Genomic DNA, 23,931 nt, shown 5'->3' on the forward strand with positions numbered 1-23,931 from the left:
GTTCGTTATTGACGGAAAAAATGAGAGGCATAAAGTTGATCCGCACCGCAGCAAAACGGCACTGGCCTGAAACATCAGCGCGGCAGCACTCAGGAGAAGCAAAGCGATAAGGTGAGGCAGCATGGTAAACACGAATTATCCCAGCTCGCGGGCCGGTCGTTTCAGCAGGAAGCAACGCAAAAGGAGAAAGCATGCAAGTCAAAATCGCAAAACTTGAATCTGACGTGGATAACATCAAAAACCATATCAGCGATATCAGAACGGACCTGCGGGAGATGCGTTACGATATCGACAAATTAAACATCAATCTGCGTCTGGAAATGAAATCCGACTTTCGGCTGATGTTTGCTGTGCTTATTACCTCGGTGCTGGGGCTGGCGGCGCTGATGGCGAAAGGTTTTTACTGGTTTTAAACCGGCATAGGGCAAACCGGCGCAGCCGTTGCGCTTACGCCAGGCCTACCGCAACCCTATGTACAGCATCACAACCTTTATCGCTCTGCTTCAGGCTGGCCGCCACTCTCTTACCGCAATGCCACAGCCAGAGGGCAGAAAGGGCTGAGCGGATAAGCGGGCCGTTTGGCGCATGGACGCGCCAACCGAGCCTCCAGGGAAGGATTCACGGCGTGTCCGTGTTCCGATCTGCCCTTTCTGCTTTACATCAGGCTGGCCGCCACTCTCTTACCGCAATGCCACAGTCAGAGGGCAGAAAGGGCTGAGCGGATAAGCGGACCGTTTGGCGCATGGACGCGCCAACCGAGCCTCCAGGGAAAGATTCACGGCGTGTCCGTGTTCCGATCTGCCCTTGCTGCCTTACCTCAGGCTTGCCGCCACTCTCTTACCGCAATGCCACAGTCAGAGGGCAGAAAGGGCTGAGCGGATAAGCGGACCGTTTGGCGCATGGACGCGCCAACCGAGCCTCCAGGGAAGGATTCACGGCGTGTCCGTGTTCCGATCTGCCCTTGCTGCCTTACCTCAGGCTTGCCGCGACTTTGACTCCAGCATCACTGCCTTGCGCCAGCTCCGCCGCGACATTACCCCAGCGCCATCTGTAACAGCAGGCAGCCTGCCAGCCCACATACCGCAATAATCGTTTCCAGCACTGACCAGGAGCGCAGCGTCTCCCCGATGCTCAGGTTAAAGTACTCTTTAAACAGCCAGAAACCAGGATCGTTAACGTGCGAGAAAATTACGCTGCCGGAACCCACCGCAATCACCATCAGCTCGGGGCTGACGCCCGTGGTGACAATAATCGGCGCCACAATCCCGCCTGCGGTGATCGCCGCAACCGTGGCCGACCCCAGCGCCAGACGCAGCGCGGCGGCAATAGACCATGCCATCAAAATAGGCGATACCGAACTGCCCTCCATCAGGCTGGCGATATATTTATCCACGCCGCTGTCGACCAGAACCTGCTTGAAGGCACCGCCGCCGCCGATAATCAGCAGCATCATGGCGATGATTTTAATGGAATCGCCCAGCGTGTCCGTAATTTGCTCCATGGTGCGGCCACGATTCAGCCCAAACGTAAAGATGGCAATCAGCACCGCAATCAGGGTGGCCATAATCGGATCGCCGAAAAACTCCGCGTACGGCAGCAATACATGCCCTTTTGGCAGCACCATCTCCGCCACCGCGCGCACCGCCATCAGCACTACCGGCACCAGCGCCGTCCAGACGCTGACTGCAAACGTTGGCATCTCCGCTTCGCTAAAGCTCTTCGGGTTATACAACCCCTGCGGCACCGGCTTATCAATTCCTTTTAAAAAGCGTGCAAATACCGGCCCGGCCAGGATTACCGTCGGGATCCCCAGCAGCGTGCCGTACAGCAGCGTTTTGCCCATATCGGCATGAAACAGCGTTGCTATAGCCGTGGGGCCTGGGTGCGGCGGCAGAAACCCGTGCGTCACCGAAAGCGAGGCCGCCATCGGCACGCCAACAAACAGCAACGGCACGCGGGCCGCCGCCGCGATCGACAATACCAGCGGCAGCAGCAGCACAAAGCCAACTTCGTAAAACAGCGCGAAGCCGACGGTAAAGCCAGTCAGCACCACCGCCCACTGAATGTGATCCTTGCCAAACTTATTGATAAGCGTAGTGGCGATGCGCTGCGCGCCACCGCAGTCCGCCAGCAGCTTCCCCAGCATTGCGCCAAATCCCATAATCAGCGCCAGACTGCCCAGCGTACCCCCAACGCCGGCTTTTATTGAGGTGATAACTTTATTGACGGGCATTCCCTGCATAACGCCCACCGCCAGCGCCACGAGGATCAGGGCGATAAAACCGTTCAGCTTGAAACGAACCATCAGCAACAGCAGCAGCGCTACGCCGATGACGACAAAGAGTATTGGCATGATGTTTCTCCGGCAGCCTGTGGGCCGCTTCTGTTTTTCTGCCAGATGCGGCAGGCATAAGTAGGGAACAACAGACAGGTAGTGACCTGCTGCTGGCATGTTAACGGTAACATGGCGCAACTAAAATGGGCTGCCGCAGAGGAATTTACAATTTGAGATGAAGATCAAACTTTTGTTACTACCGTTTTTTACGTAATGATAACAACTGTGAGAAGAACCCAGCCTGACCGCAAGGCCAACCCTGTTTTAAACAGCGGTCTGCCTTTTAATCAACAAGCCAATACCGGCAGCGCCAAAAAGAGCGCAAAAGCTGCCTCAATCAGACGCCGCACCCAGGTAAGTTTGGGCGGCTATAGCGGTTTGGAAAAGCGGCGTATAGCTGCCGAATACCGCCCGGCACGGAAAGCCACTCATAACGTCAGCAGCTAAAGCCAGCGAGGGCCGCCTGCCCTGCCGTATCGCCACGCTCATCATGGCCAGATTGTCTGGGCCGACGCTAAGGAAGCCAGATACATCGGTAATAATGTTAACACTATGGCCGTCATCCTCCTGTCCCTGTGGCAAATCCATACACATACTTTTTAGTCCGCCGACTTGACCTGCAACAAGCAAATTTGACTTAAAGCCAAAGATAATGTAACAAAATAATTCTGTATGCATCGAAATGCGTTTTTCTGGTTTAACATTTACATTGCTTTGCGTAACGATGATTGCTTTCGGGAACTATCAGCCCGGTGGTAACAATCATTCACGCAATTTTTAAACCTCAGAAATCCTAATGGCAACATAAAGATAACATTAGCTTCTGTAGGGGCGTTAATCGGCAGTTTAATTTCCAATTTGTGCGCTTATTCGCAGGATTGATATTCTGTTAAGTTTCTGTGCTACGCGCTATTATAAAAAAAAGATAAGTTTCTTTTTTTATTGGCTCACCCGTCCACAGGCGTCAAAACGCAATGAAAACGTTTTCACGCGCTGAAAAGCACATTATTTTTACACAAATGTAGCAAGAGGTAATTATAGTTTAACAATAGGAGTCAATAATTTAACGCAGCGGTGAAACAATTCATCGCAAAGATCCATGCTGTTATATCTGAGATTCCTATTACTGTTGCTACTCCTTCTCCCGATTTGGTCTCAGGATCAAACTTCGTTGAAATAACCGCATAAACAGGGACTGCACTGCAGCTCTATTGTTAACGTGCGGTAAATAAAAAAGAAAGGCAGTTTATGTTAGATCGAGGTCAGCAATGTTTGGATTAGATGCGTTCCACCTGGCGAGGATACAGTTCGCGTTTACCGTTTCCTTCCATATTATCTTCCCGGCTATCACCATCGGGCTCGCCAGCTTCCTGGCGGTGCTGGAAGGTCTGTGGCTGAAAACGAAAAACGAAGATTATCGCGACCTGTACCACTTCTGGTCGAAAATCTTCGCCGTCAACTTTGGTATGGGCGTGGTGTCCGGCCTGGTGATGGCGTATCAGTTCGGCACCAACTGGAGCGGCTTCTCGCAGTTTGCGGGCAGCATCACCGGTCCGCTGCTGACCTACGAAGTGCTTACCGCATTCTTCCTGGAAGCCGGCTTCCTGGGCGTGATGCTGTTTGGCTGGAACCGCGTGGGGCCGGGCCTGCACTTCTTCGCGACCTGCATGGTAGCGCTGGGCACCATCATCTCTACTTTCTGGATCCTCGCCTCTAACAGCTGGATGCAGACGCCGCAGGGCTATGCCATTCAGGATGGGCTGGTGGTGCCGGTAGACTGGTTTAAGATTGTCTTTAACCCGTCCTTCCCGTTCCGCCTGCTGCATATGTCCACCGCGGCTTTCCTGGCGAGCGCCTTCTTTGTTGGCTCTTCCGCTGCCTGGCATCTGCTGCGCAAAAACGACACGCCGGCAATTCGCAAAATGCTCTCTATGGCATTGTGGATGGCGCTGATCGTATCGCCAATCCAGGCGGTGCTGGGCGATGCCCACGGTTTGAATACGCTTGAGCATCAGCCGGCGAAAATCGCGGCGATTGAAGGCCACTGGGAAAATCCGCCGGGCGAACCTACCCCGCTGATCCTGTTCGGTATCCCGGATATGGAGCAGGAAAAAACCAAATACGCGCTGGAAATTCCTTACCTGGGCAGCCTGATCCTGACGCACAGCCTGGACAAGCAGGTGCCGGCGCTGAAGACTTTCCCGAAAGAGGATCGTCCTGACTCGCTGATCGTGTTCTGGTCATTCCGCGTGATGGCCGGCCTGGGCATGCTGATGATTACCCTGGGCGTGGTCAGCCTGTGGCTGCGTTATCGCAAACGCCTGTACACCTCGCGTCCTTTCCTGTGGTTCGCGCTGCTGATGGGCCCTTCCGGTCTGATCGCGCTGCTGGCGGGTTGGTTCACCACCGAGATTGGTCGTCAGCCGTGGGTGGTTTATGGCCTGCTGCGTACCAAAGACGCGGTATCGGCGCACGGCGAGATGCATATGAGCATCAGCCTGCTCGCCTTTATCCTGGTCTATATGTCGGTGTTCGGCGTGGGCTATATCTACCTGTTTAACCTGATCAAAAAAGGACCGAAACAGGGCGAAGGCCACGATGAACCTGAAGGCGGCCCTGGCACACGTCATACTCAGGCGCGTCCTCTGTCTGCCGTGAAAGAAAAGTTAAACGCGCCGGAAAAGGATAAATAACGTGGGCATTGATACTTCTATTATCTGGTTCACCATCATCGTCTTCTCGACGCTGATGTACATCGTGATGGACGGATTCGATCTGGGTATCGGTATTCTGTTTCCGTTCAATAAAGATGCCGCCGAGCGCGACATGATGGTCAATACCGTCGCGCCAGTGTGGGACGGCAACGAAACCTGGCTGGTACTGGGCGGCGCGGCGCTGTATGGCGCCTTCCCGCTGGCCTATGCGGTGATCCTGGATGCGCTTTCCGTGCCGCTGACCCTGATGCTGATTGGTCTGATCTTCCGCGGCGTGGCGTTTGAGTTCCGCTTTAAGGCAACCGAAGTGCACCGTCCGTTCTGGGACAAGTCCTTTATCGTGGGCTCGTTCCTGGCGACCTTCAGCCAGGGCGTGGTGCTGGGCACCTTTATCAACGGTTTTGAAGTAACTAACCGTGCCTACAGCGGCCCTGAGCTGCTGTGGCTGACGCCATTCTCGCTGTTCTGTGGTCTGGGTCTGGTCGTGGCGTACGCGCTGCTGGGCAGCACCTGGCTGATTATGAAAACCGAGAACGAGCTGCATCGCAAAATGACCGCGATCACTAAGCCCCTGCTGCTGGTGCTGCTGGCGATTATCGCTATCGTCAGCGTCTGGACGCCGCTGGAGCACGCCGACATTATGCATCGTTGGTTTACGCTGCCTAACCTGTTCTGGTTCCTGCCGGTACCGGTACTGGTGCTGCTGGCTTCCATCGCGCTGTTGCGCGCGCTGAAGCGTCATGCGCACTACTCGCCGTTCCTGCTGACGCTGGCGCTGGTTTTCCTGGGCTTTACCGGTCTGGGCATCAGCGTGTGGCCAAACATTATTCCGCCACACATCACCATCTGGATGGCGGCGTCGCCACCGCAGAGCCAGGGCTTTATGCTGGTTGGCGGGCTGCTGATTATCCCGGTTATTCTGTTCTACACCTTCTGGAGCTACTACGTGTTCCGCGGGAAGATCAAACCGGACGAGCATTACCATTAATTACGGCTTATCGGAGGATAGTATGGTTGAAACTCAGCAGGCGCCTAAGCTTCCGGTGTGGAAACGCATCCTGTGGCTGGCCGTCATTTATGCAGGCAGCGTGCTGGCGCTTGGCGTTGTCGCGACACTGTTTCGCTTTATGATGACCGCAGCTGGCATGAAGTCTCACTGATACTCTGATTGCCGGTTGTTTGAAAGCCCACGCCCGCGTGGGCTTTTTTTATGCCTGGCGTACTTAAAGCGCGTGAGGCCAGGAACTATCCGAGCCTTTTACCGCTTTTTCTTTACATCATTCATAAATTTACACACAACCGCAGCGGCAAGCCTTCACTGATGGTCTATGCTTTAATTTCTCATGAGGAAATCATGTCATCAAGAAGGAGGCACTATGAGTCTACTAGATAAAGCTAACGATAAAGCCGAAGAAGCGCTGGGCAAAGGCCAGGAGCAGTTTGGTAAGGCCGCCGAGTCTCCGGAGCATGAGTTCAAAGGCAAGGTTCGTCAGGGCGCAGCCAAAGCTTCTTATGCCGTTGACGATGCGCTGGACTGCGTGAAGACCAAAACGCAGGATTCCCCTTTCGTTTCGCTGGCGATTGCCGCGGGCGTGGGCTTCCTTGCCGCGAAGATTTTCGGTCGCCGCTAGTCGCGTAACGTTACTGCATCAGGGCCGGTTATCCGGCCCTTTTTTTTGCCCGTCATTCGTCGTTTTGTCCTTTTTCCCCCCGCCCTCGCCCGCACAGGCCCTGCAAACCGTGATCCATGCCGCTTTTTTGGCAAAACCCGGACTTATTCAGCACTATTTATAACAATAAAATTCCGAATTAGTGCTTTCATTCTGCCGCACAGGCCATCGCTCCCGCCTTTAGTCAGCCGTTTCCTCCTTACAGTACGCATTGTGCCGGAGATAATGCTGATAAAAGCATGATGGCCGCGACAGCGTTTCCGCTTGTGGAAGCGCAGCGCTATCACTAAAACAGGGTTTCCCAATATGAAAAGCGAATCCACCTTGAAAAGAACAGTGGCGTTCTGTGGTGTTGGATTACTGCTGGCCTCCGGCCAGGCGCTGGCGGACTACGCGCCGCTCAGCATCGACTCGCCTTACGCCTTTGGCGACTGGGGCGGCAACCGTAGCCAGCTTGAGCAGGACGGCGTGCAGTTTCAGGTGAACTACACCATGGAATCCGCCAGCAATTTCTCCGGCGGCTATAACCAGTCCACGTCGGCACGCTATACCGATCAGTGGGGCTTCGGCACCACGCTGGACCTGGAAAAACTGCTGAACTGGACCGATACCCAATTTCAGGCAACCATCACCAGCCGTAACGGCCAGAACCTGACGGATTATATCAACGATCCGCGCTCCGGCGGCCTGTCATCGGTGCAGGAAGTCTGGGGACGTGGACAAACCTGGCGTCTGACGCAGTTCTGGATCAACAAAGGCTTCTTTGACCACACGGTGGAAGTGAAAGCGGGTCGCGTAACCGTGGGTGAAGACTTCGACAGCTGGCCAAGCAAGTTCCAGAACCTGGCGTTCGGCGGCGGTCAGGCGGGCAACTGGCGTGGCGATCGCTGGTATAACTGGCCGGTTTCCCAGTGGGGCGGCCGCGTGAAGTTCAACTTTACGCCGGAAGTCTTCCTGCAGGTCGGCTTCTATAACCAGACGCCTTCCAACTACGACACCGGCAACGGCTTCCGCCTTGACGGCAGCCCTACCGAAGGCAATCTGGTACCGGTCGAGCTGGGCTGGCAGCCGACGCTGGGCGCGGATAAGCTGCAGGGCAACTACCGCGCGGGCTTCTACTACTCTTCGGTAAAAGGCGACAACTACAGCTCTTACAGCAACGGTCAATACGGCGAGGATAACCACTCTTACGGCGGCTACCTGCTGTTACAACAGCAGCTGTTCGCGATGGGCGGCGATAACAAGCGCGGCCTGAGCATTGTGGCCCAGGGCGTAATGAACGATCACAAGACCTCGAAAACCGACAATTACCAGTCGCTGGCGCTGGTCTGGACCGGGCCGTTTGACTCCCGTACGGAAGATGAAATCGGTATCGGCGCGGCGCGTATTCACGTCAATGACGACTACAGCAAAATGCTGCGCCAGACCAACCGTGAAAACGGCGTGAACGATTACGATAATCCAACTTATCTGCCGATCCAGAGCGGTTCGGAATATAACTACGAGATTTATTACAACGCGCACGTCACTAACTGGATGAACCTGCGTCCTAACCTGCAATACGTTGCATCGCCGGGTGCAGTCAGTGAAGTGAAAGATGCCTTTGTTGGCGGCATTACCGCTACCATCAACTTCTGATGTTGTTCAGGCGGGCTTTACGGCCCGCTTTTTTTCCCCGCAATGCCTCTTCCCTTACGTTATCAATCCACACAAACGCCGTCGTTTACTGCTGCGCATAGCTGAGGGTGACGGGCGCATCAGGCAATTTAGTAAAGCGGGTAATAATCTGGTGGAAATCGGCGGTGGGATCCAGCTTGCTGAACGCCTGTGGATAAAGATCGCGCGCCAGAATTTCCATCCCGATAATGTTATACGGGTGATTGTAGAAATGATGGTAAATCCCGTACACCCTGCCCTGCTGCACCGGCGTAATCTGCTGAAGTCCGCTGCGGTTGACCAGCGTGGTAAAGGTCGTTTTTACCTCCTGCGGCAACACGTTATAGCCAAACGGCAGCACGTTTTTATTCGGCCGTTTCGAGCCTGTCATAATATAAACGTCTGGTTTCATGGCGATAATTTTCTCCAGCGCGACAAAGCCTGAAGCCCCGGGCAGCAGCGCCGAGCCGATGTTTTTACCGCCAACGGCTTCTACCAGACCGCCCCAGCCGTTATGGCCGTGCGTAAAGCAGCAGCTGTCCGAGTTGCCCGCTATCGGTTCAATAAAGACCGTAGGTTTTTTAGCGATCTGCCCAATGGTTTGCTGCATGGCATCAAAACGCTGGTGATAAAAATCCGTATAAGCCTTCGCGCGCGGCTCCTGGTTCAGCACCTTGCCCAGCAGCGTGATGCTGTTGGCAGTGTTCTGCGCCGGGTGCAGTTCATAATCGATAAACATGACCGGGATATGCAGGCGCTGCAGCGTATCCAGCACGCCAGTTTGCTTTAATGCCGCTTTGGCGCGCAGCTGAGCGATCATCAGATCCGGCTGCTGTGCCACCACGCTTTCCAGATTCACCTGTCCCTGGTCATTAAAGCCCATATCAATGATCTTAGCTGCATCCGGCCAGGTTTTACTGAGCAGCGCCCAGGTCTGCGGATCCTGCTTTTTCGGCAAGTTATTCCAGGCTACGACGCGATGAAAAGGGTTCTCCCGATCAAGCAAGGCCAGCGCCATGATGTCACGACCGTCCTGCAGGATGACATGCTGCGGTTCTTTGGCCAGGGTAATGTTTTGATTATCCATATCGGTAATCTGTAGCGGATAGGTAGTCGCGGCGGCGCCCGCAGACACAGCCAGGGAAGCCAGTAACAGCCAGCGGCGGATCATTGCATCTCTCCTTTAAAAATAAGCGAGGCTGACTATACCGATAATCATTCTGCATTGCTTCTCTTTCGGCGGCGCTCCTGTTGGGCAGGCTTTGCGCCCTGTCGCCAGCCTATAAAAAAAGGGCAGCCCGAAGGCCGCCCTTGTTATCCGTCAGAAGCCAGCGGCTTCGGACTTATTTTTTCGCATCGTCCGGCAGCGCATAGGCAACGATATAGTCGCCCAGCTTGGTGCCGAAGGAGCCGTGACCACCTGCCGCGATCAGCACGTACTGCTTGCCGTTCACTTCATAGGTCATTGGGGTTGCCTGGCCGCCAGCTGGCAGACGCGCTTCCCACAGTTTTTCGCCGTTGGTGACGTTGAACGCACGCAGATAGTTATCCGCCGTTGCGCCGATAAACATCACGTTACCCGCCGTAGAGATTGGGCCGCCCAGCATAGGCATACCCATTTTGAACGGCAGCGGCACCGGCGAGCTGTCACGAACGGTACCGATGCGTTTTTTCCACACGATATCGTTGGTTTTCAGGTCAACCGCAGAGATGTAGCCCCATGCTGGCTGCTTACAAGGGAAGCCCAGCGGAGACAGGAACGGGTTCAGGGTCACGCCGTACGGCACGCCGTACTGCGGCTGAACGCCAGTCTCGCTGCCGCTGCCGCCTTTGTCGTTCTCATCCGGCCACATTGGGTTGTTTGGACCACGTGGGATCAGACGGGAAACGAACGGCAGCGCCATTGGGTTGGTAATGGCAATCTGACGATCGGTATTAACTGAAATACCGCCCCACTCGAACATGCCCAGGTTACCCGGGAATACCAGGGTGCCCTGCTCTGACGGTGGCGTGAACGGGCCTTCATAACGCAGGCTGTGGAACATCACGCGGCAGATCAGCTGATCGTAAATCGTCGCGCCCCACATGTCCGCGCCGGACAGCTTGTCTTTTGGACGGTAGGTCAGCTCAGAGAAGTGCTGAGTAGGAGACAGACGGTCGCCTTTTGCCGGGCCCTGAGGCACTGGCGTTTCTGGCGCAGGAACGACTTCTTTACCGCTACGACGATCCAGAACGAAGATATCGCCGGTTTTGGTTGGTACATAGATAACCGGAACGGTGCTGCCGTCTTTAACGGTAATGTCCGCCAGCGTCGGCTGGGCCGGCACATCCATATCCCACAGATCGTGGTGAACGGTCTGGTAGAACCAGGCCACTTTACCGGTGGTCGCATTCAGCGCCAGCATACCCGTCGCGTAACGCTCCATTTCTGGCGTGCGGTTACCGCCCCAGATATCCGGCGTAGCTACGCCAATTGGCAGGTAAACCAGATCCAGTTTGGCATCGTAAGCAGCAGGCGCCCACGAGTTAGGTGAGTTAGCCACATAGTGCTGCTCGCCTTCCGGCACCACGTTTGGATCTTTCGCGCCCGGATCGAATGCCCACAGCAGTTTACCCGTGTTGACATCGAAACCACGCACCACGCCAGAAGGCTCTTTGGTGGAGTAGTTATCGGTTACCGCACCGGCCACAACGATAGTGGTATCGGTAACGATTGGCGGAGAAGTCGGTTCGTAAGCACCAGCACGCGCGTTAGGCATGTTCTGCTGCAGGTTCAGCTTGCCGTTTTCACCGAATTCCGGGCACAGCGCGCCGGTTTCCGCATCCAGTGCGTACAGGTGACCATCGTTCACCGGCAGGATAATGCGACGTGCGCACAGCGCAGGCTTGCCGCCAGCCGGCACATCGGCCGCCGCCGGGGTTTCATGATAGGAAACGCCACGGCAGGTTACGTGCTGGAAGGAAGGATCGGTTTTCAGCTGCGGATCGAATTTCCACTTCTCTTTACCGGTAGCCGCATCCAGCGCAAACAGGATCTGGTGAGGCGTACACAGGTACAGGGAATCACCGATTTTAATCGGGGTGACTTCGTCAGTCATTTCGCCCGGATCGGTTGGGCGCTTCATATCGCCGGTACGGAAGGTCCACGCTTCTTTCAGCTGGCCAACGTTTTTATCGTTGATCTGCGTCAGCGGCGAATAGCGAGTACCGGCCTGGGTACGACCGTAAGCAGGCCAGTCGCCGGCAGCGATGCCGTCAGCCGATTTTTCAGCGTTCGCGGCCTGTTCCGTGCTGAGTGAGCCGTTGATTTCCTGCGGATCGTTGAACACCGCGTAAGCCAGGGCGATAACCGTAACCGCCAGCACCGCGCTCAGCGCGCCGCGTGCCGCTTTGCCCTGAGACAATCCACGGTAAACGAAAGGCAGCACCAGCCACAGGCCGAGGAAGAAGGTCACGTCCAGACGCGGCGTCAGCGCCCAGAAGTCTGAGCCTACTTCCCACAACGACCAGATAAGCGTTGCCAGCAGGAATACCGCATACAGCATCAGCGCTGAAGAACGGCGACGGAACAGCAGCCAGGCGACAACCAGTTCAACCACACCCGCGATGATGTAGTAGAACGAGCCGCCGAGTTTGGCCAGCCAGATACCGCCAATCAGCAGGTATAACCCGCTGAGTGCGGCAAATACAGCCGTAAGGATCACGAGAGTCCGTGATAACGGTGCTTTACTTTGCATAGTATGGACCTTACCAAAATTTAACGTCTTCGATTAGGCAGCAGCCCAATCGTAAAAAAACACCCGGTTACATACAGCTTATCCATCCCGGTGCTTTGAACCTGCCGCCAGGCTTACGCCCGACGGCTGGCTGTTCTGGATTAGAGTTTACATAAAGGTATAAGTGAGCGTTGCGCCGACGCCGTAATTCCGTCCCGGCGCCGGTTCGTAGTAGCGTCCGTTGCCTTCGTTAACGATGACCGATCCGACGTACTCTTTGTCAAACAGGTTATCGACGCGGGCAAAGGTATCGAGCGACCACTTATCCCAGTTAAAACGATAGCCGCTATTCAGGCTGGCAACGGTATAGGATGGCGCCTTAGCGTCATTTTCATCGTCGGCCTGAATGCTGCCCATATAGCGGACTTCCGCGCCCGCGTGCCAGCCCTCTTCCGGCAGCCAGCCTAAAGAAGCGTAGCCCATATTCTTCGCCACACCCGGCAGGCGATTGCCGGAAGGCGTACAGCTGCCAGCGCTATCGCAGGTTTCGTTGCGGTAGGTAGCGTCCAGCAGCGTCCAGGCCATTTTCAGCTGCCAGTTTTCGGCGAACTGTTGATCGAGCGCCAGCTCCAGGCCGCGACGCCGGGTTTTACCCGCGTTTTTATACACGGAGCGGCCGTTGCTGCTTTGCGCCACCACCAGCTCGTTATCGGTATTGGTCTGGAACAGCGCGGCGGTAAATAAACCGTAGCCGATACGGGTTTTGCTGCCCAGCTCGAAGGTGTCGCTGGTTGACGGCTTCAGGCCCAGGTTCAGCCCGGTCTGGCTGCCGCTGATGGAGCGGTAGGAAAGCTCGTTAATCGTCGGCGTTTCAAAACCGCGACCGGCAGAGAAGTAAAGATTGGAGGCGTCGGTCAGCGCATAATTCAGCGAGCCCATCGGCAACAGCTTGTGATAGCGCTTGCTGCCGCTGTCGTCACCGTTGCCGGCGGTCATATAATAGTCGGTGGAATCAAAGCTGACGGTGCTGTAGCGCAGCCCGGCATCCAGCGTCCATTTTGAGGTCAGGTTCCAGCTGGTTTGCAGATAAGGATCGAGATTCCACATCACGTTCTTTTCGTTGCGGCGCTGGCTGCCCTTTTCGCCCAACAGCGTGCTGCCGTTATCGATACGGTAATTTTCAAATCCCTGACGACGTTCGGTCAGGGTTTCATAGTCCAGGCCGCCGATCAGGCTGAACGGCACGGAACCGAGCCGATCGTCGTGCTGCCAGCGCGTATCCACGCCGGAATATTTACGCTCCAGCACGATCACGCCGCCCGGATAAGCCGGGTTTTTCTGTACGGCGACGGGGATCGACTGATACTGCGTGGTGTGACGCTCGCCGTGCCAGGCCGTCAGCGTAAGCCGATCGTTATCGCTCATTTCGCGCTGATAGCGCAGGCCCAGCTGGGTCTGGTCAAGACTCTTGCGAGTATTGTAAGCCTCACCGCGCGGCGACTGGCGAGGGTTCGCTTTCCACTCGTCGCGGGTCAGGCCGCCCGGATCGTTGGCATCCACCGAAACGCTGTTAAACATCAGCGTCAGCGTGCTGACATCATCGATACGCACGCCGAATTTGCCGTTGCCCAGGCTTTTTTGCGTGCCGCTCTGGTCGCGGAAACCGTGCGTGGTGAAACGCGACCCGGAAATCATATAGTTTACGTCGCCCGCATGCGTACCGTCGCCGGTGGCGCCGCTCGCTTTAACGCTGTTGCGCCAGCTGCCGTAGCTGCCGTAATAAGTGCCTGCGGTTAAGGTGGTCGGCTGGCTGCCGGTTTCGCTGTCGATATTTACCACGCCGCCGGAAGCGTTGCCGTAAAGGGCGGAGTAAGGGCCGCGCAGCACTTCAACCTTATCAACCGAATTGATATCTATATTAGACGTCTGGCCCTGCCCGTCCGGCATGGTGGACGGGATGCCGTCAACATAGACGCGCACGCCGCGCACGCCGTACATGGAACGGCTGCCAAAGCCGCGAACGGAGAGCTGGAGATCCTGTGCGTAGTTCTGTCGATTCTGAATTTGCAGGCCGGGCACGCTGCCCAGCGTTTCTGACAGATTCACCTGTGGCGCGCTGTTGCGCAGCTGCTGACCGCTGACCACGCTGACGGCGGCTGGCGTATCCAGTTCAGAAAGCCCGCTGCGCTGTTTGATGACCATCAGCGAGCTCTCCGGCGTGGAGGCGGCATCCTTCTGCGCGGCGGCAGACTGTGCATGGCTGGTCGCAGGCTGAAGCAGGACCAGCGGCGTCAATAAAAGAGCAGATTTTCTATTCACAGGATTGGTTCGGTTGATCAATTCGTTGCCAGAATGCGTGCAGCCTGACGCCCGATAAAGCTTCTCTGCTGTCGATAAAATCGCCAGCGCAGAAAAAGTATACAAGCTGTTTTGAAACTTGCCTGCTAATCCCCTGCAAAATAAGGGTAATTGCGCTTTCCGCCCGTGCAAACGCCTGTGCGCAGGCTGAGAATAAGATGAAAGTATCAAAAACGTCCGGATTGTAGCACTCAATAACCTGTTTGCAACCGTTGTTAAAGATTTGGCTGAACTGATTCAGCAATAAGCCACAAAATGATAATAGGTTCGTTACATCCCCGCGCGGCGCGGCTTGACCCCGCTTTTTGTGCGGTTTTGCGCTTTTACAGGGCGGATCCAGAGCGAAGGCTATACTTAGGCCATTATCCGTTGTTAAGGGAATATCATGCGCTGGCTGGATCCACTAAAACTCTCCGACCTTTTCCCCACGACGGCTTTACTGATTGCGGCCCCGCTGCTGCTGTCTGCCTGTTCCTCCGGCAATAGCGGTATGGTTTGCGAAGGTAAAGTCGAAACGCTGAGCGGCCAGGTTCTGGGCAATACCGAAGGTAAAATTATCGACCGCTTTACCTCTTTTCACGTCACTATGGACAAGCTGAAGCTGGAAAGCGGCGAGCTTTACTCCAGCAACCCGCAGCAATATATTCCTTCTGCCGTGACCAGAGAGGGCTGGCTGGCGCAGCGGCTTTCCGATACCCGCTTTAGCGTGATCAACGCGCAGCAGGACAGGATGATTACCTTCAGCTGCCCTGCGCGCGCCATCTGAGTGCGCAAAGCTGTTTTTATTTTAAGTGCCGAGGGACAGAAATGATCGTCAGTCAGTTAGCAAACCGACAAACCTTTTTCGGCCGTGGCAGCCTGAACAAGCTGGTGCCATTGCTAAGCGAAGATCCGCAGCCGACGCTGCTGTTTTGCGCCAACTCGTTTTTACAGAGCGAAGCCTGGCAAAAAATAAAAGCCGAGCTGGAGCCGCTGCTGATCGGGATTGAAGTAGTGCGCCACGAAGCATCGCCTGAAGAAATCGACGGCTGGGTGGCACGCTGGCGCGAGCGGGCCGCGCGCGTGGTGGCAATTGGCGGCGGCAGCGTGCTGGACGCCGCTAAAGCCTTTGCCGCCGTAAGTCAGCATCCGTTAAATACTCTGCGCTATCTGGAAAAGGTGGGCGATACGCCGATAAGCGGCAACACGCTGCCCGTGATTGCGGTACCAACCACGGCCGGAACCGGCAGCGAGGCGACGCAAAACGCGGTGGTAACAGATAAAGCCGACATCAAAGTGAAGGCTTCGCTGCGTCACGCCCATTTTGTGCCGCACGTTGCGATCCTCGATCCCGATCTGCTGCGCGGCGCGCCAGACCACGTGCTGGCCTGCTGCGCTATCGACGCTTTCACCCATCTTTTTGAAGCTTATCTGTCTGCCAAAGGCAATCTGTTCAGCCGTCACGCTGCCCTTAGCGGCCTGCGCGCTTTTCTCAGCGCGTGGCCTTATCTGAACGATCCTGGCGAACAGGGCGATTTGGCACGCGAACAGATGATGATTGCTTCCTGGCAGGGCGGGCTGAGCCTGAGCATGGCCGGGCTGGGCGTAATCCACGGTATTGCAGGCGAGCTGGGCGCGATTAAAGATTATCACCACGGCGAAGTGTGCGGGCGTCTGCTGCTGCCGTTCTTACAGCTGCTGAACGACAGTGAAAATGCGCAACAGCAAAAGCTGATGGACGAGCTGGCCGTCGCGCTTTTCCCCGGTTTTACGCTGCCGCCCGCGCGTATGCTGGCCTCATGGCTACAGGATAAAGCCATCACGCCTTTCTGGCAGGATCCGCCGCCGCTCACGCAGGCCGAGGCCGACTGGATCCTGACACGCGCCAACAGCAAGAACGCGTTGATCGAGTACAGCGAGGCGCAGCTGCGCTTTATGCTGGAGCAGGCGTTCCATATCGCCTGATATTTGCCGTAATCCCGCTTTACCGCCGCGCCCGACAAGCGCGGCGAACTTTGCCTCACCTTTTGCGAAAACGGGCTTTGCCGCTCGTGCCTGACAGAAGCGGCGAACTTTGCCTTACCTTTTGCGACAACAGGCTTTACCGCCGCGCCCGACAGAAGCGGCAAACTTTGCCTTACCTTTTGCGACAACAGGCTTTACCGCTCGTGCCTGACAGAAGCGGCGAAGCCTGTCAGCTTTCTGCCAGCAAAGCGTAAATTAACCGTTAAACCCCTGCTTCTTAAGAATAATGATATTGTTAAGCGCCCGCCTGCCCCCCAGATTAACGCCATCGACCAGAAAAAATCAGACCTGCAAGGAAATGAAAATGAAAAAGTCAGGCGCTATTGCCCTCTCCGCGCTTTTATTCGCCACCAGCCTGAGCGCGTTTGCCGAGGGGCCACGGCAGGACGGCCAGCCGCCGGTTAAGCATGAGCAGCAGCACGGCAATCCATCGCACGGCAATTCACAACCAGAACAGCACCGCGACCCCCGGCACAACGCGCATCCGGCAGAGCGCCGTCAGGCAGCGCATCCGGAATTCCGCAAGGGCCGTCCGCTGCCGGAAAAATATCGCGGCGAAGGCTATCAGGTAAATGACTGGCATAAACGCGGCCTGAAAGCGCCACCGGCGGGCCATCGCTGGCAGAACATTGATGGTAACTATGTGCTGATTGCCATCGCGACCGGCGCAATCGTCTCGGTGATCGCGCATCACTAACGGCAGTTAATCTGCCTTACCAGACCGATCGGGGGGCTGTCCTTTTTGAGCAGCCCTTTTTATCCCTGTTGAGATGGTCAGGAAAACAGGGGCATTCGTTTAAAAAATCAGCCTGGCCACGCCCAGCCCAACGCCCAGCACCACAAACAGCGCGGCGATTAGCCAGATGGTTTGCGTGTTGAGCGAGGAATGTAGCTCTTTTCTGACGCTTTCTATATCGACTTTCGTGGCGTAGTTCGCTTTGATAACGGCAACGTCAATCAGCAGCGTCTCGACCTTTCCTTCCAGTAGCTTCATCTTTTGCTCCATTTTTTTCTCCCTTTAGCCTAAGCCAGCCTTGATGCGATCATAGGATATGAACAAAAAAACACCAGCGTTTTTTTGCGAGGAAAATGCGGCAATCCTCTGAAATATTGATGAAAATTACTGCAACAAAGAAAAAGAATTTCATTAGTCGGAGAGCGGATAGCGGGATTTGGGCAGCGGTCTGCTTTGGTGAAAGGGGCAAAAAAGCCAACAGGTGAAGTGCGTGAAGTGCGTGAAGTGCGTGAAGTGCGTGAAGTGCGTGAAGTGCGTGAAGTGCGTGAAGTGCGTGAAAATATGCCGACATCCTGCGATGTCGGCAAGTGGCTTTTAGTGAAAAGCGTTGTTCAGCAGAATAGAGGTAATGACGCCCGTCGCAGCGGCAATCAGCACATAGTTGCCGTCGATAGAGGCCCAGCGCTCGCCGCGCGGCGGCTCGTGCAGGCCGCGAGCATGCCAGTCGTTTACCCGGTAATCGTTACCCCGGAAGCGAGGCGACAGCGGCTGGCCGCGATGGAATTCATGCCCCTGCCAGGCAAAACGGTCGCGCTCTTCAAAATGGCGATCGGGGCCATGACCTCTGTGACTATCGAAATCGGGGCCGCGATCCGGGCCACGTCCAGGCCTGTCGCGATCGCCCGGGCCGCCGTGTCCTTCATGTCCGCCCTGATGATGCCACGCCTGTCCCGGAGGGCCGTCGGCCTGCGTAACGGTTGAAAAGAGCGAGCTTGCTGAAAATACGGCAATCAACAGCGCCAGGGGCGTTTTTTTCATGGTTATATCCTCGATTTGCTCACGGCTTTTGTCGCACCGTTGAACGACACTATCGTCTAACCCTGGCCTTAAAAATATCGCTAACTGTCTTAAAACCTCTTTAATTACCGTACTTTACCTCGCCCTGACCCTTTCTTAACACTGTGAATGAATTGTGGATCCGCTGCCCGGCAATAATTTGCGTTAAGTCAGGCGGCGCGGTGATTTTCGGCCAGAAATTCGCCGACTTCGTCTGCCTGCACGATAAACGCATTCAGCGCTGCGCTAAAGCCTGTGGCATCCAGAGAGGCCAGCGGCTGTTGGCTGCAAAGCCGCAGAACGTCGTCGCCATCCATCGCCAGCCAGCAGCCGCGCATCGCATTCATCTCAAAATTCAGCGCCAATAGCGTGCGCAAGTGACTTTCCGCAGCGCTTTGCAGATCCTCCAGCCTGCGGTGAAAAATCACGCAGTCGCTGTCCGGCGGCAGTTCGATAATGGCAACCTCGTGCCGGTTGCGCATCAGCGCGCACACGCCGTTTTTCAGGCCCAGGCTAAGATTGAGGCGGCGGCCATACCCGGCCAGGAAGTGATTAAGCTGCTCTGTTGCGTTCATGCCTGTCTCCGTTAGCTTTTAAGCACAAAGTGTTGTTCCTGCCCCTGGCGCAGCGCGCCGGCAAGTTCCGTCGTGGCTTTGGCGATACGCCCTTCCAGCGCATAATTGACCGGTTTATCCTGATCTTCGCCGTAGCTGAAGTTGATTTTCCCCAGGTTACGCTTCATGGAAACCGAAGCGCTGTTGGCGCCGCCAAGCAGAAAAGCGGGCGTGGCGAAGCCGTCCGTTTTTACCTGCGACTTGGTGAAGGCGATGGATTTAAGCCGCAGATTATCGCGGTTGGTCAGCTCGGCCTGCATCTCTTCCGGGCTGTTGCCCTGCTCCAACCAGCGCTGCTCTAATCTCTCCCGTACCTCGTCCTTCAGCTCCAGCGTGACGGTCGCCTCGGTGCTGACGTTGTCCTGTAGCGCTGCAATCAGGGTTTGCAGCTGGTGGTCGTCCTTCATCAGCTCGCGCATTTTGTTGGCGTTGCTGGCATTCAGGCTGCCGTCGAGCAGATGCGAAAGCTGATGCCACAGCCCGTTGCTGTCGACCTTGCTCAGGTTGGCGTAGGTTGTCTGATATTCGCCGCCCTGCAACAGTTTTTGCCCCCGCTCCGCCGCGCTTTGCTGACGCAGATGCTTATCAAGATCGCGCAACGCGGCCTGCTGTTCGTTGCTTTTTTCGCGCAGATCGCGCGGCGAAAAATGCGCGTCCAGCTTGTCCAGCTTCTGCCTGGGCGTCAGCGGCGTTTCATCGTCTTTATCCTTCAGCGACGCGATAAGCGCCGCCGTAGCCGGATCGCTGAATTTTTTCCCCAGCGTTTCGGTCAGCTTGTCGATATGCACTTCCGCCAGCGGCCGGGCCGTTTTGGTTTCTATCGCCAGGCTCTGCTTTGTCCTGTTATCTATCGAAAGCTGCACGCTGGCGGCCGGCCCGGCGAACATCGGCGTCCGTCCCGTTTCGCCCTTAATCAGCACGCCGGTCGGCAACGCAAAGTTCACGCCCACGCTGGCTTTGTTCAGACCGCGCGGACGGTTATTGCTGCGGCTGATGGCGCTGCTGCTTTCTTTGGTGGTGGCGCCTCTTTCCCGTGTGCCGGAAAGCACGTTAACGCCTGCATAAGCGCCGCCGCCCACGCGGAAGCTGGCAGGCGTATCCTTTTCATGTTTGTTGGTCAACGGCACGCCCGCCGAAGCCAGCGCGGCGGCATTCGCGTCCAGGCTGACGTTCAGCACCTCGCCATGCTTCACGCTGTGATTTATTCCACGGTTGAGCAGCGCCAGCGGATCGAGCGTGCCCTGCGTCAGCCCTTCGATAAAAGCGGGCAGTTCCGCTTCGGTAATCTCGAAGCTGACGCTGTTTTGCTTTTTTAGATCCAGCGGCGTGACAGAGAAGACCCCGCCCAGCCGAACGGCAGGCGCCAGATTGCGCTGCTGATCGACGGCGACATCGTGCGCCGGATCTTTCATATAGCCGGTCAGCAGGTTGTAGCCCAGGCCGGTAAAGGCGGTTAACGCGCCGCCGCCGTCGCGCCCGAAGCTGACGGTCACGCCGCCTTCGCCTCGCGTCAGGCTCATGCTGTAGCCGCGATCCAGACTGCCTCTGCCGCCTACGCCCGCAATGACCTGTGAACCCGGCAGCGCGCTGATGGTGGTTGTTGCGCCGTAAGCCCGGCTGAAAGAGAGGCTTTCGCCCTTATCCATGTCCAGCACCGTGGTTTCCAGCCTGCGGGCAAGCAGCTGCTGATCCTCGGCCTGCATCACGGTGCGGGTGGTGACGTTCATCGCGTGGTTCGTTTTGCTGAACGCTTTGGTCATGGATTTGATGGCGTCGTAGTTGGCCTCCAGCCTGTCGTTCCCGGTAAATCCCTGGCCGGTGAGCTGTTTAAGCGGATTATTTTCCCACTCGTCATCCCGCAGCTCGCGGAACTCTCTCCCCAGCGCCTGCAACGCTTTTTCACGGGGTTCTCCCTGTAAATCCAGCGCGCGCGTCAGGCGCGTCGTTAAATCGTGCATTTTGACGTTGGTCAGGCCGTCGAGGATCAGGCGGGATTTCGTCAGCCCCATCGGATCGTGCTTGTCGCGATTTATCCCTGCCGGGATCGCCTCCGTGGGCTTTTGCCAGGAAAGCGTGACGTTGCTCTCGCGCATCGCCGCCAGGGAGAGCTGCGCGTGATTGCCTTTACCGCTGGGATGCAAGGCGTAAAGCTGCTGCAGCTTGTTCAACAGATCGTCGCCCTGGCTGCTGGCCGGATTAAGGCTGCCGGTCAGCTTATCAAGCTGCCTGCCTGCGCCGCTCTGCGCGCCATAATGCTGCTGAAGCAGACCGGCCTGATGCGCGGCGCTGTCTGCCAGCACCGTATTGAATTTTTGCATTTCGCCGAACCAGCCGGGCAAATCTTCCCGCGCGGCCAGCGTTTTCAGCTTCAGGCTGAGCGGCTCTTCCGCCCTGCCTTTTGGCTGACGTTTAAGATGCTGCGTCAGCGCCGCTATCTGCTGCGACTGCTGCTGATAGATCGCCGTCAGGCCCTGACGACCGCCGTGCGCGTGCTGCACAAGATTGCCCAGGTTTTTTAGCGGGCGCGGCGTCTCCAGCGTGGGACGGAATACAAAGGTGCTGAGCCGCGTGCGGAAAGGCGTATGGACTTTGTGTCCGTCGTGACCGGACTGCCCGAAGGTGTTGACCTCGCGCTTGTAGGTAAGACCGGTTTTACTCAATTTGGCATCGCGCGTGGCGGCGCTCAGTCGTTCAAAATGCCGATCGGCCTGATTTTCCGTATCGTGCACGCCCGCAGAAATATCGGCGGAAACCGGATGCCAGTCGTGCTCGTCTCGCGTCAGTACCTGTTTATTATCCCTCTCCAGCAGCAGCGTGCCTTTCTGGTTGCCATAAAATTTAACCGGCAGCGCCTCGGCGGCTTCGCCAAGTTCATCTTTCAGCGGCGCAGGCAGCCGCTCCGCCTGCATGTCGGTAACTTTTCCTTGCTGCCAGCTCTCGGCAGGCAGGCTGAAAACTTTGCCTTTATCGCTCAATATAAACAGGCGGTTTTCCGGGCCAAGCACTATGTCTTTGGCTTTATGCTCAAGCCGATCCTCAGGAAGACGGCTCAGTACCGCACCGGCCTGATTCATCGCCTGGCTCAGCGCCTGACGCGAAAGCGTCTGCGGCAGCCGCTTGTTACGGCGGCTTTCCGTATCAACGTGATGAAAATGGATATCGCCTTGCTCTTCCAGCGTGACGAAACGCCCGTCGTCCAGCGCGCTGGCCGCGACGGTTTTCTGTTTTTTATCCAGACCGGGCATCGCCAGCTCTTCACTGACGCTTTTTTTCACCTGGTGCAGCGCAAAGGTGTTCTGCTGAAAATTTATCTTGTTGCTGGCTACGTTGACCTTCAGCCTTTTCAGCTGGTTATCTTTCAGCGCCCAGGCCTGACCGTCCTGCCCGGCGCGCAGCTGGTCGGCTTTGACCTCTGTCGCTTCCCAGCTGCTGGTCAGCTCGTTAAAGAAGCGCACCTTGCCGTCGTGCAGCGCCAGCTTGCCGTTGGCGCCAATAGAAACAATATCGGTACGGGCCGGCGTGGGTTTTGGCAGGCCTTTCTGGTAATCCATCACCAGGCTGTCGCTGAGGTTCCAGCCGGAGGCCGTCTGCGGCCTGTCTGCATGAGGGTTCAGCGCGATAGCGTGCTGCCTGTCCATGCTGTCTTTTACCACCGCATGCAGCTGGCCGTTTTCGCCGCACAGCAGGCTCTGTACGTGAAAGCGGTCGCCGATAGCGTCGGCGATTTGCTGATGCAGCGCGTCGCGCAGGCTCAGGCTTTGCGCGTCGCCAAAATTAAGCTCGTTCGCCTCGCCGGGGCGGTTTGCCACCAGCAGACGGCCCTGATGATCGGCGGCGATAACCAGGCTGTCGGTCTGCGCTACCGCCGCCAGCGAGGTTTTAGCCGGTATTGGCTGTAGCGTACGGTGTTGCGCTTCCGGGCTGTCGATGCGCGGCAGCAGCTTAATGCTTTGCTGCTTGCTCTCTTCGCTGGCAAGCAGCACGATTGCCTGACCATCCGCCGCCACAGAGGCGCCGCTGATTTTATCGGCAAAGCGCGCGCTCTGCGTTTGCGTCGATAAATGATGCAGATGGCGATCGTCATGGATCAGATAGAGCGAGTTGTCGCCCTGACGTGACAGCTTCGACTGGTCTTTGTCGTCGCCGAAAAGGTCGACCTTCTGCCAGCCTTCTTCATGCGAAGCCAGCTGATAAAGTTTGTTGTCGCTGAGGCAAAATGCGCGGCTGCCGTCGGGCGTCGCCTGATGATGCACGCCGGTAAGCTGGCTGAGTACGGCGGCATCCGGTAGCTTTACCTCGGCTGCTCGTCCGCCGGGGGCATCGCTACGACGAATTTGCACGCTGCCGCCGTCCTCGCTGAACGTCAGCTGGTGGTCAACGACCTCTGCCGCTTTACGCCGGGGAAATGCGCTGCCCGGCGTCTCTTCTCTTGCCCAGGCCGGTTTGCTGTGGGCCACGCCGACCAGCGTATCCCGCGATGAGTGCAGCGACAGCAGTTTACCTTCGTCGCTCAGCAACGCGTGCTGCTGGCCGTTTTTATTGGCCGCCACGCTTTGATAGTGCATTTTGGGATGGCCAACGGTCTGCTTAAGCAGCGCGCGCTGAGCGTCACGGCCCGCAGGCGCGGCGATAGCGGCGTTGCGCTTTGCGGTCAGCTGCACGCCCAGCGAGCCTTTCTCCTCCGGCTGATGCGCCAGCCGGTCGGCCAGCGTTGTCATAATCTCCTGCTCCAGCGCGCCTTCGGCTATAGAGGGAATGGCAACGTCCAGCTGGTTTAGCGGGCGCAGCGGATGGCTTTCCGGGTTGGCTATCGTCGCGCGGGCGTGGTTTTTCTTAAACAGCGGAAGATGGCTAAAGGCACGAAAACGTCCCTGGCCGGGCGCACGCGCCGCGCTGCCCTGCTGCAAACCCGCGGTATCTGGCGGCTCGCTGCTCTGTAGTGTGCCGCCACCGCGTTGGCTGGGCGAAGCGTCCTGCTGCCGGAGCATGTCATGACGGGTTTGCGATGAAGTGGTGCGCTGTGCGCTGCTTGATGCTGATGCGAAAGCTGTTCTGATCCCCGATAGCACGGT

18 protein-coding genes are annotated in these 23,931 nt (G+C 56.7%); 9 read left to right on the forward strand and 9 right to left on the reverse strand.

The annotated features are described in order from the left end of the window. Positions 1-191 precede the first annotated feature (191 nt). A complete protein-coding gene (locus QZH36_RS06755; RefSeq protein WP_301729851.1) occupies positions 192-413 on the forward strand; it encodes a hypothetical protein in 222 nt (73 codons plus the stop codon). Positions 414-1,033: 620 nt separating this feature from the next. Here the strand turns inward: QZH36_RS06755 and gntT are convergent. Next, on the reverse strand, positions 1,034-2,353 hold the full coding sequence (gene gntT, locus QZH36_RS06760) for a gluconate transporter (RefSeq protein WP_301729852.1): 1,320 nt from the start codon (positions 2,351-2,353) through the stop codon (positions 1,034-1,036). Between the two features lie 315 nt (positions 2,354-2,668). Beyond that, positions 2,669-3,013 carry a hypothetical protein gene (locus QZH36_RS06765; RefSeq protein ID WP_301729854.1) on the reverse strand — a complete coding sequence of 115 codons (345 nt, stop codon included), beginning with the start codon at positions 3,011-3,013 and terminating at the stop codon, positions 2,669-2,671. Between the two features lie 590 nt (positions 3,014-3,603). Between QZH36_RS06765 and QZH36_RS06770 the strand changes: the two genes are divergently transcribed. From QZH36_RS06770 to QZH36_RS06790, 5 genes are all read left to right on the forward strand, one after another. After that, the gene (locus QZH36_RS06770) at positions 3,604-5,028 is read left to right on the forward strand and encodes a cytochrome ubiquinol oxidase subunit I (protein WP_125288515.1); all 1,425 of its coding nucleotides are present in this window, start codon (positions 3,604-3,606) and stop codon (positions 5,026-5,028) included. A gap of 1 nt (position 5,029) precedes the next feature. Then, positions 5,030-6,037 carry a cytochrome d ubiquinol oxidase subunit II gene (gene cydB, locus QZH36_RS06775; protein ID WP_125288514.1) on the forward strand — a complete coding sequence of 336 codons (1,008 nt, stop codon included), beginning with the start codon at positions 5,030-5,032 and terminating at the stop codon, positions 6,035-6,037. A gap of 22 nt (positions 6,038-6,059) precedes the next feature. Beyond that, positions 6,060-6,209 carry a DUF2474 domain-containing protein gene (locus QZH36_RS06780; RefSeq protein WP_125288513.1) on the forward strand — a complete coding sequence of 50 codons (150 nt, stop codon included), beginning with the start codon at positions 6,060-6,062 and terminating at the stop codon, positions 6,207-6,209. Positions 6,210-6,425: 216 nt separating this feature from the next. After that, complete coding sequence (locus tag QZH36_RS06785; protein ID WP_125288512.1) at positions 6,426-6,680, forward strand: CsbD family protein; 255 nt, start codon at positions 6,426-6,428, stop codon at positions 6,678-6,680. Between the two features lie 345 nt (positions 6,681-7,025). After that, entirely contained in the window at positions 7,026-8,357 is a 1,332-nt protein-coding gene (locus QZH36_RS06790; protein ID WP_301729855.1) for a carbohydrate porin, read from the forward strand. A gap of 85 nt (positions 8,358-8,442) precedes the next feature. Here QZH36_RS06790 and QZH36_RS06795 read toward each other — a convergent pair whose 3' ends face one another. The 3 genes from QZH36_RS06795 to pqqU form a co-directional block, all read right to left on the reverse strand. Then, positions 8,443-9,546, reverse strand: a complete 1,104-nt coding sequence (locus tag QZH36_RS06795) for an ABC transporter substrate-binding protein (protein WP_301729856.1) — start codon at positions 9,544-9,546, stop codon at positions 8,443-8,445. Between the two features lie 172 nt (positions 9,547-9,718). After that, positions 9,719-12,112, reverse strand: coding sequence for a glucose/quinate/shikimate family membrane-bound PQQ-dependent dehydrogenase (locus QZH36_RS06800; RefSeq protein ID WP_253454969.1), 2,394 nt, complete (start codon positions 12,110-12,112; stop codon positions 9,719-9,721). Between the two features lie 147 nt (positions 12,113-12,259). Further along, a complete protein-coding gene (gene pqqU, locus QZH36_RS06805) occupies positions 12,260-14,371 on the reverse strand; it encodes a TonB-dependent receptor PqqU (RefSeq protein WP_394148856.1) in 2,112 nt (703 codons plus the stop codon). Between the two features lie 463 nt (positions 14,372-14,834). Here pqqU and QZH36_RS06810 point away from each other — a divergent pair, with 463 nt between their 5' ends. From QZH36_RS06810 to QZH36_RS06820, 3 genes are all read left to right on the forward strand, one after another. After that, complete coding sequence (locus QZH36_RS06810) at positions 14,835-15,215, forward strand: hypothetical protein (RefSeq protein WP_253454970.1); 381 nt, start codon at positions 14,835-14,837, stop codon at positions 15,213-15,215. 41 nt (positions 15,216-15,256) lie between these two features. Further along, the gene (locus tag QZH36_RS06815; RefSeq protein WP_301729857.1) at positions 15,257-16,393 is read left to right on the forward strand and encodes an iron-containing alcohol dehydrogenase; all 1,137 of its coding nucleotides are present in this window, start codon (positions 15,257-15,259) and stop codon (positions 16,391-16,393) included. Between the two features lie 364 nt (positions 16,394-16,757). Then, positions 16,758-17,150 (forward strand): RcnB family protein, encoded by a 393-nt coding sequence (locus tag QZH36_RS06820; protein ID WP_253454972.1) that lies wholly within the window; start codon positions 16,758-16,760, stop codon positions 17,148-17,150. 99 nt (positions 17,151-17,249) lie between these two features. Here QZH36_RS06820 and QZH36_RS06825 read toward each other — a convergent pair whose 3' ends face one another. From QZH36_RS06825 to QZH36_RS06840, 4 genes are all read right to left on the reverse strand, one after another. Then, positions 17,250-17,447: a hemolysin XhlA gene (locus QZH36_RS06825; RefSeq protein ID WP_301729858.1), complete on the reverse strand. Its 198-nt coding sequence runs from the start codon at positions 17,445-17,447 to the stop codon at positions 17,250-17,252. 336 nt (positions 17,448-17,783) lie between these two features. Beyond that, the gene (locus tag QZH36_RS06830; RefSeq protein WP_301729859.1) at positions 17,784-18,227 is read right to left on the reverse strand and encodes an RcnB family protein; all 444 of its coding nucleotides are present in this window, start codon (positions 18,225-18,227) and stop codon (positions 17,784-17,786) included. 188 nt (positions 18,228-18,415) lie between these two features. Further along, complete coding sequence (locus tag QZH36_RS06835) at positions 18,416-18,820, reverse strand: type III secretion system chaperone (RefSeq protein ID WP_301729860.1); 405 nt, start codon at positions 18,818-18,820, stop codon at positions 18,416-18,418. 11 nt (positions 18,821-18,831) lie between these two features. Continuing rightward, positions 18,832-23,928 carry an AvrE-family type 3 secretion system effector gene (locus QZH36_RS06840; RefSeq protein WP_301729861.1) on the reverse strand — a complete coding sequence of 1,699 codons (5,097 nt, stop codon included), beginning with the start codon at positions 23,926-23,928 and terminating at the stop codon, positions 18,832-18,834. Positions 23,929-23,931: the final 3 nt, after the last annotated feature.

The sequence above is a fragment of the Erwinia wuhanensis genome, from assembly GCF_030484085.1.
GTDB lineage: Bacteria > Pseudomonadota > Gammaproteobacteria > Enterobacterales > Enterobacteriaceae > Erwinia > Erwinia aeris.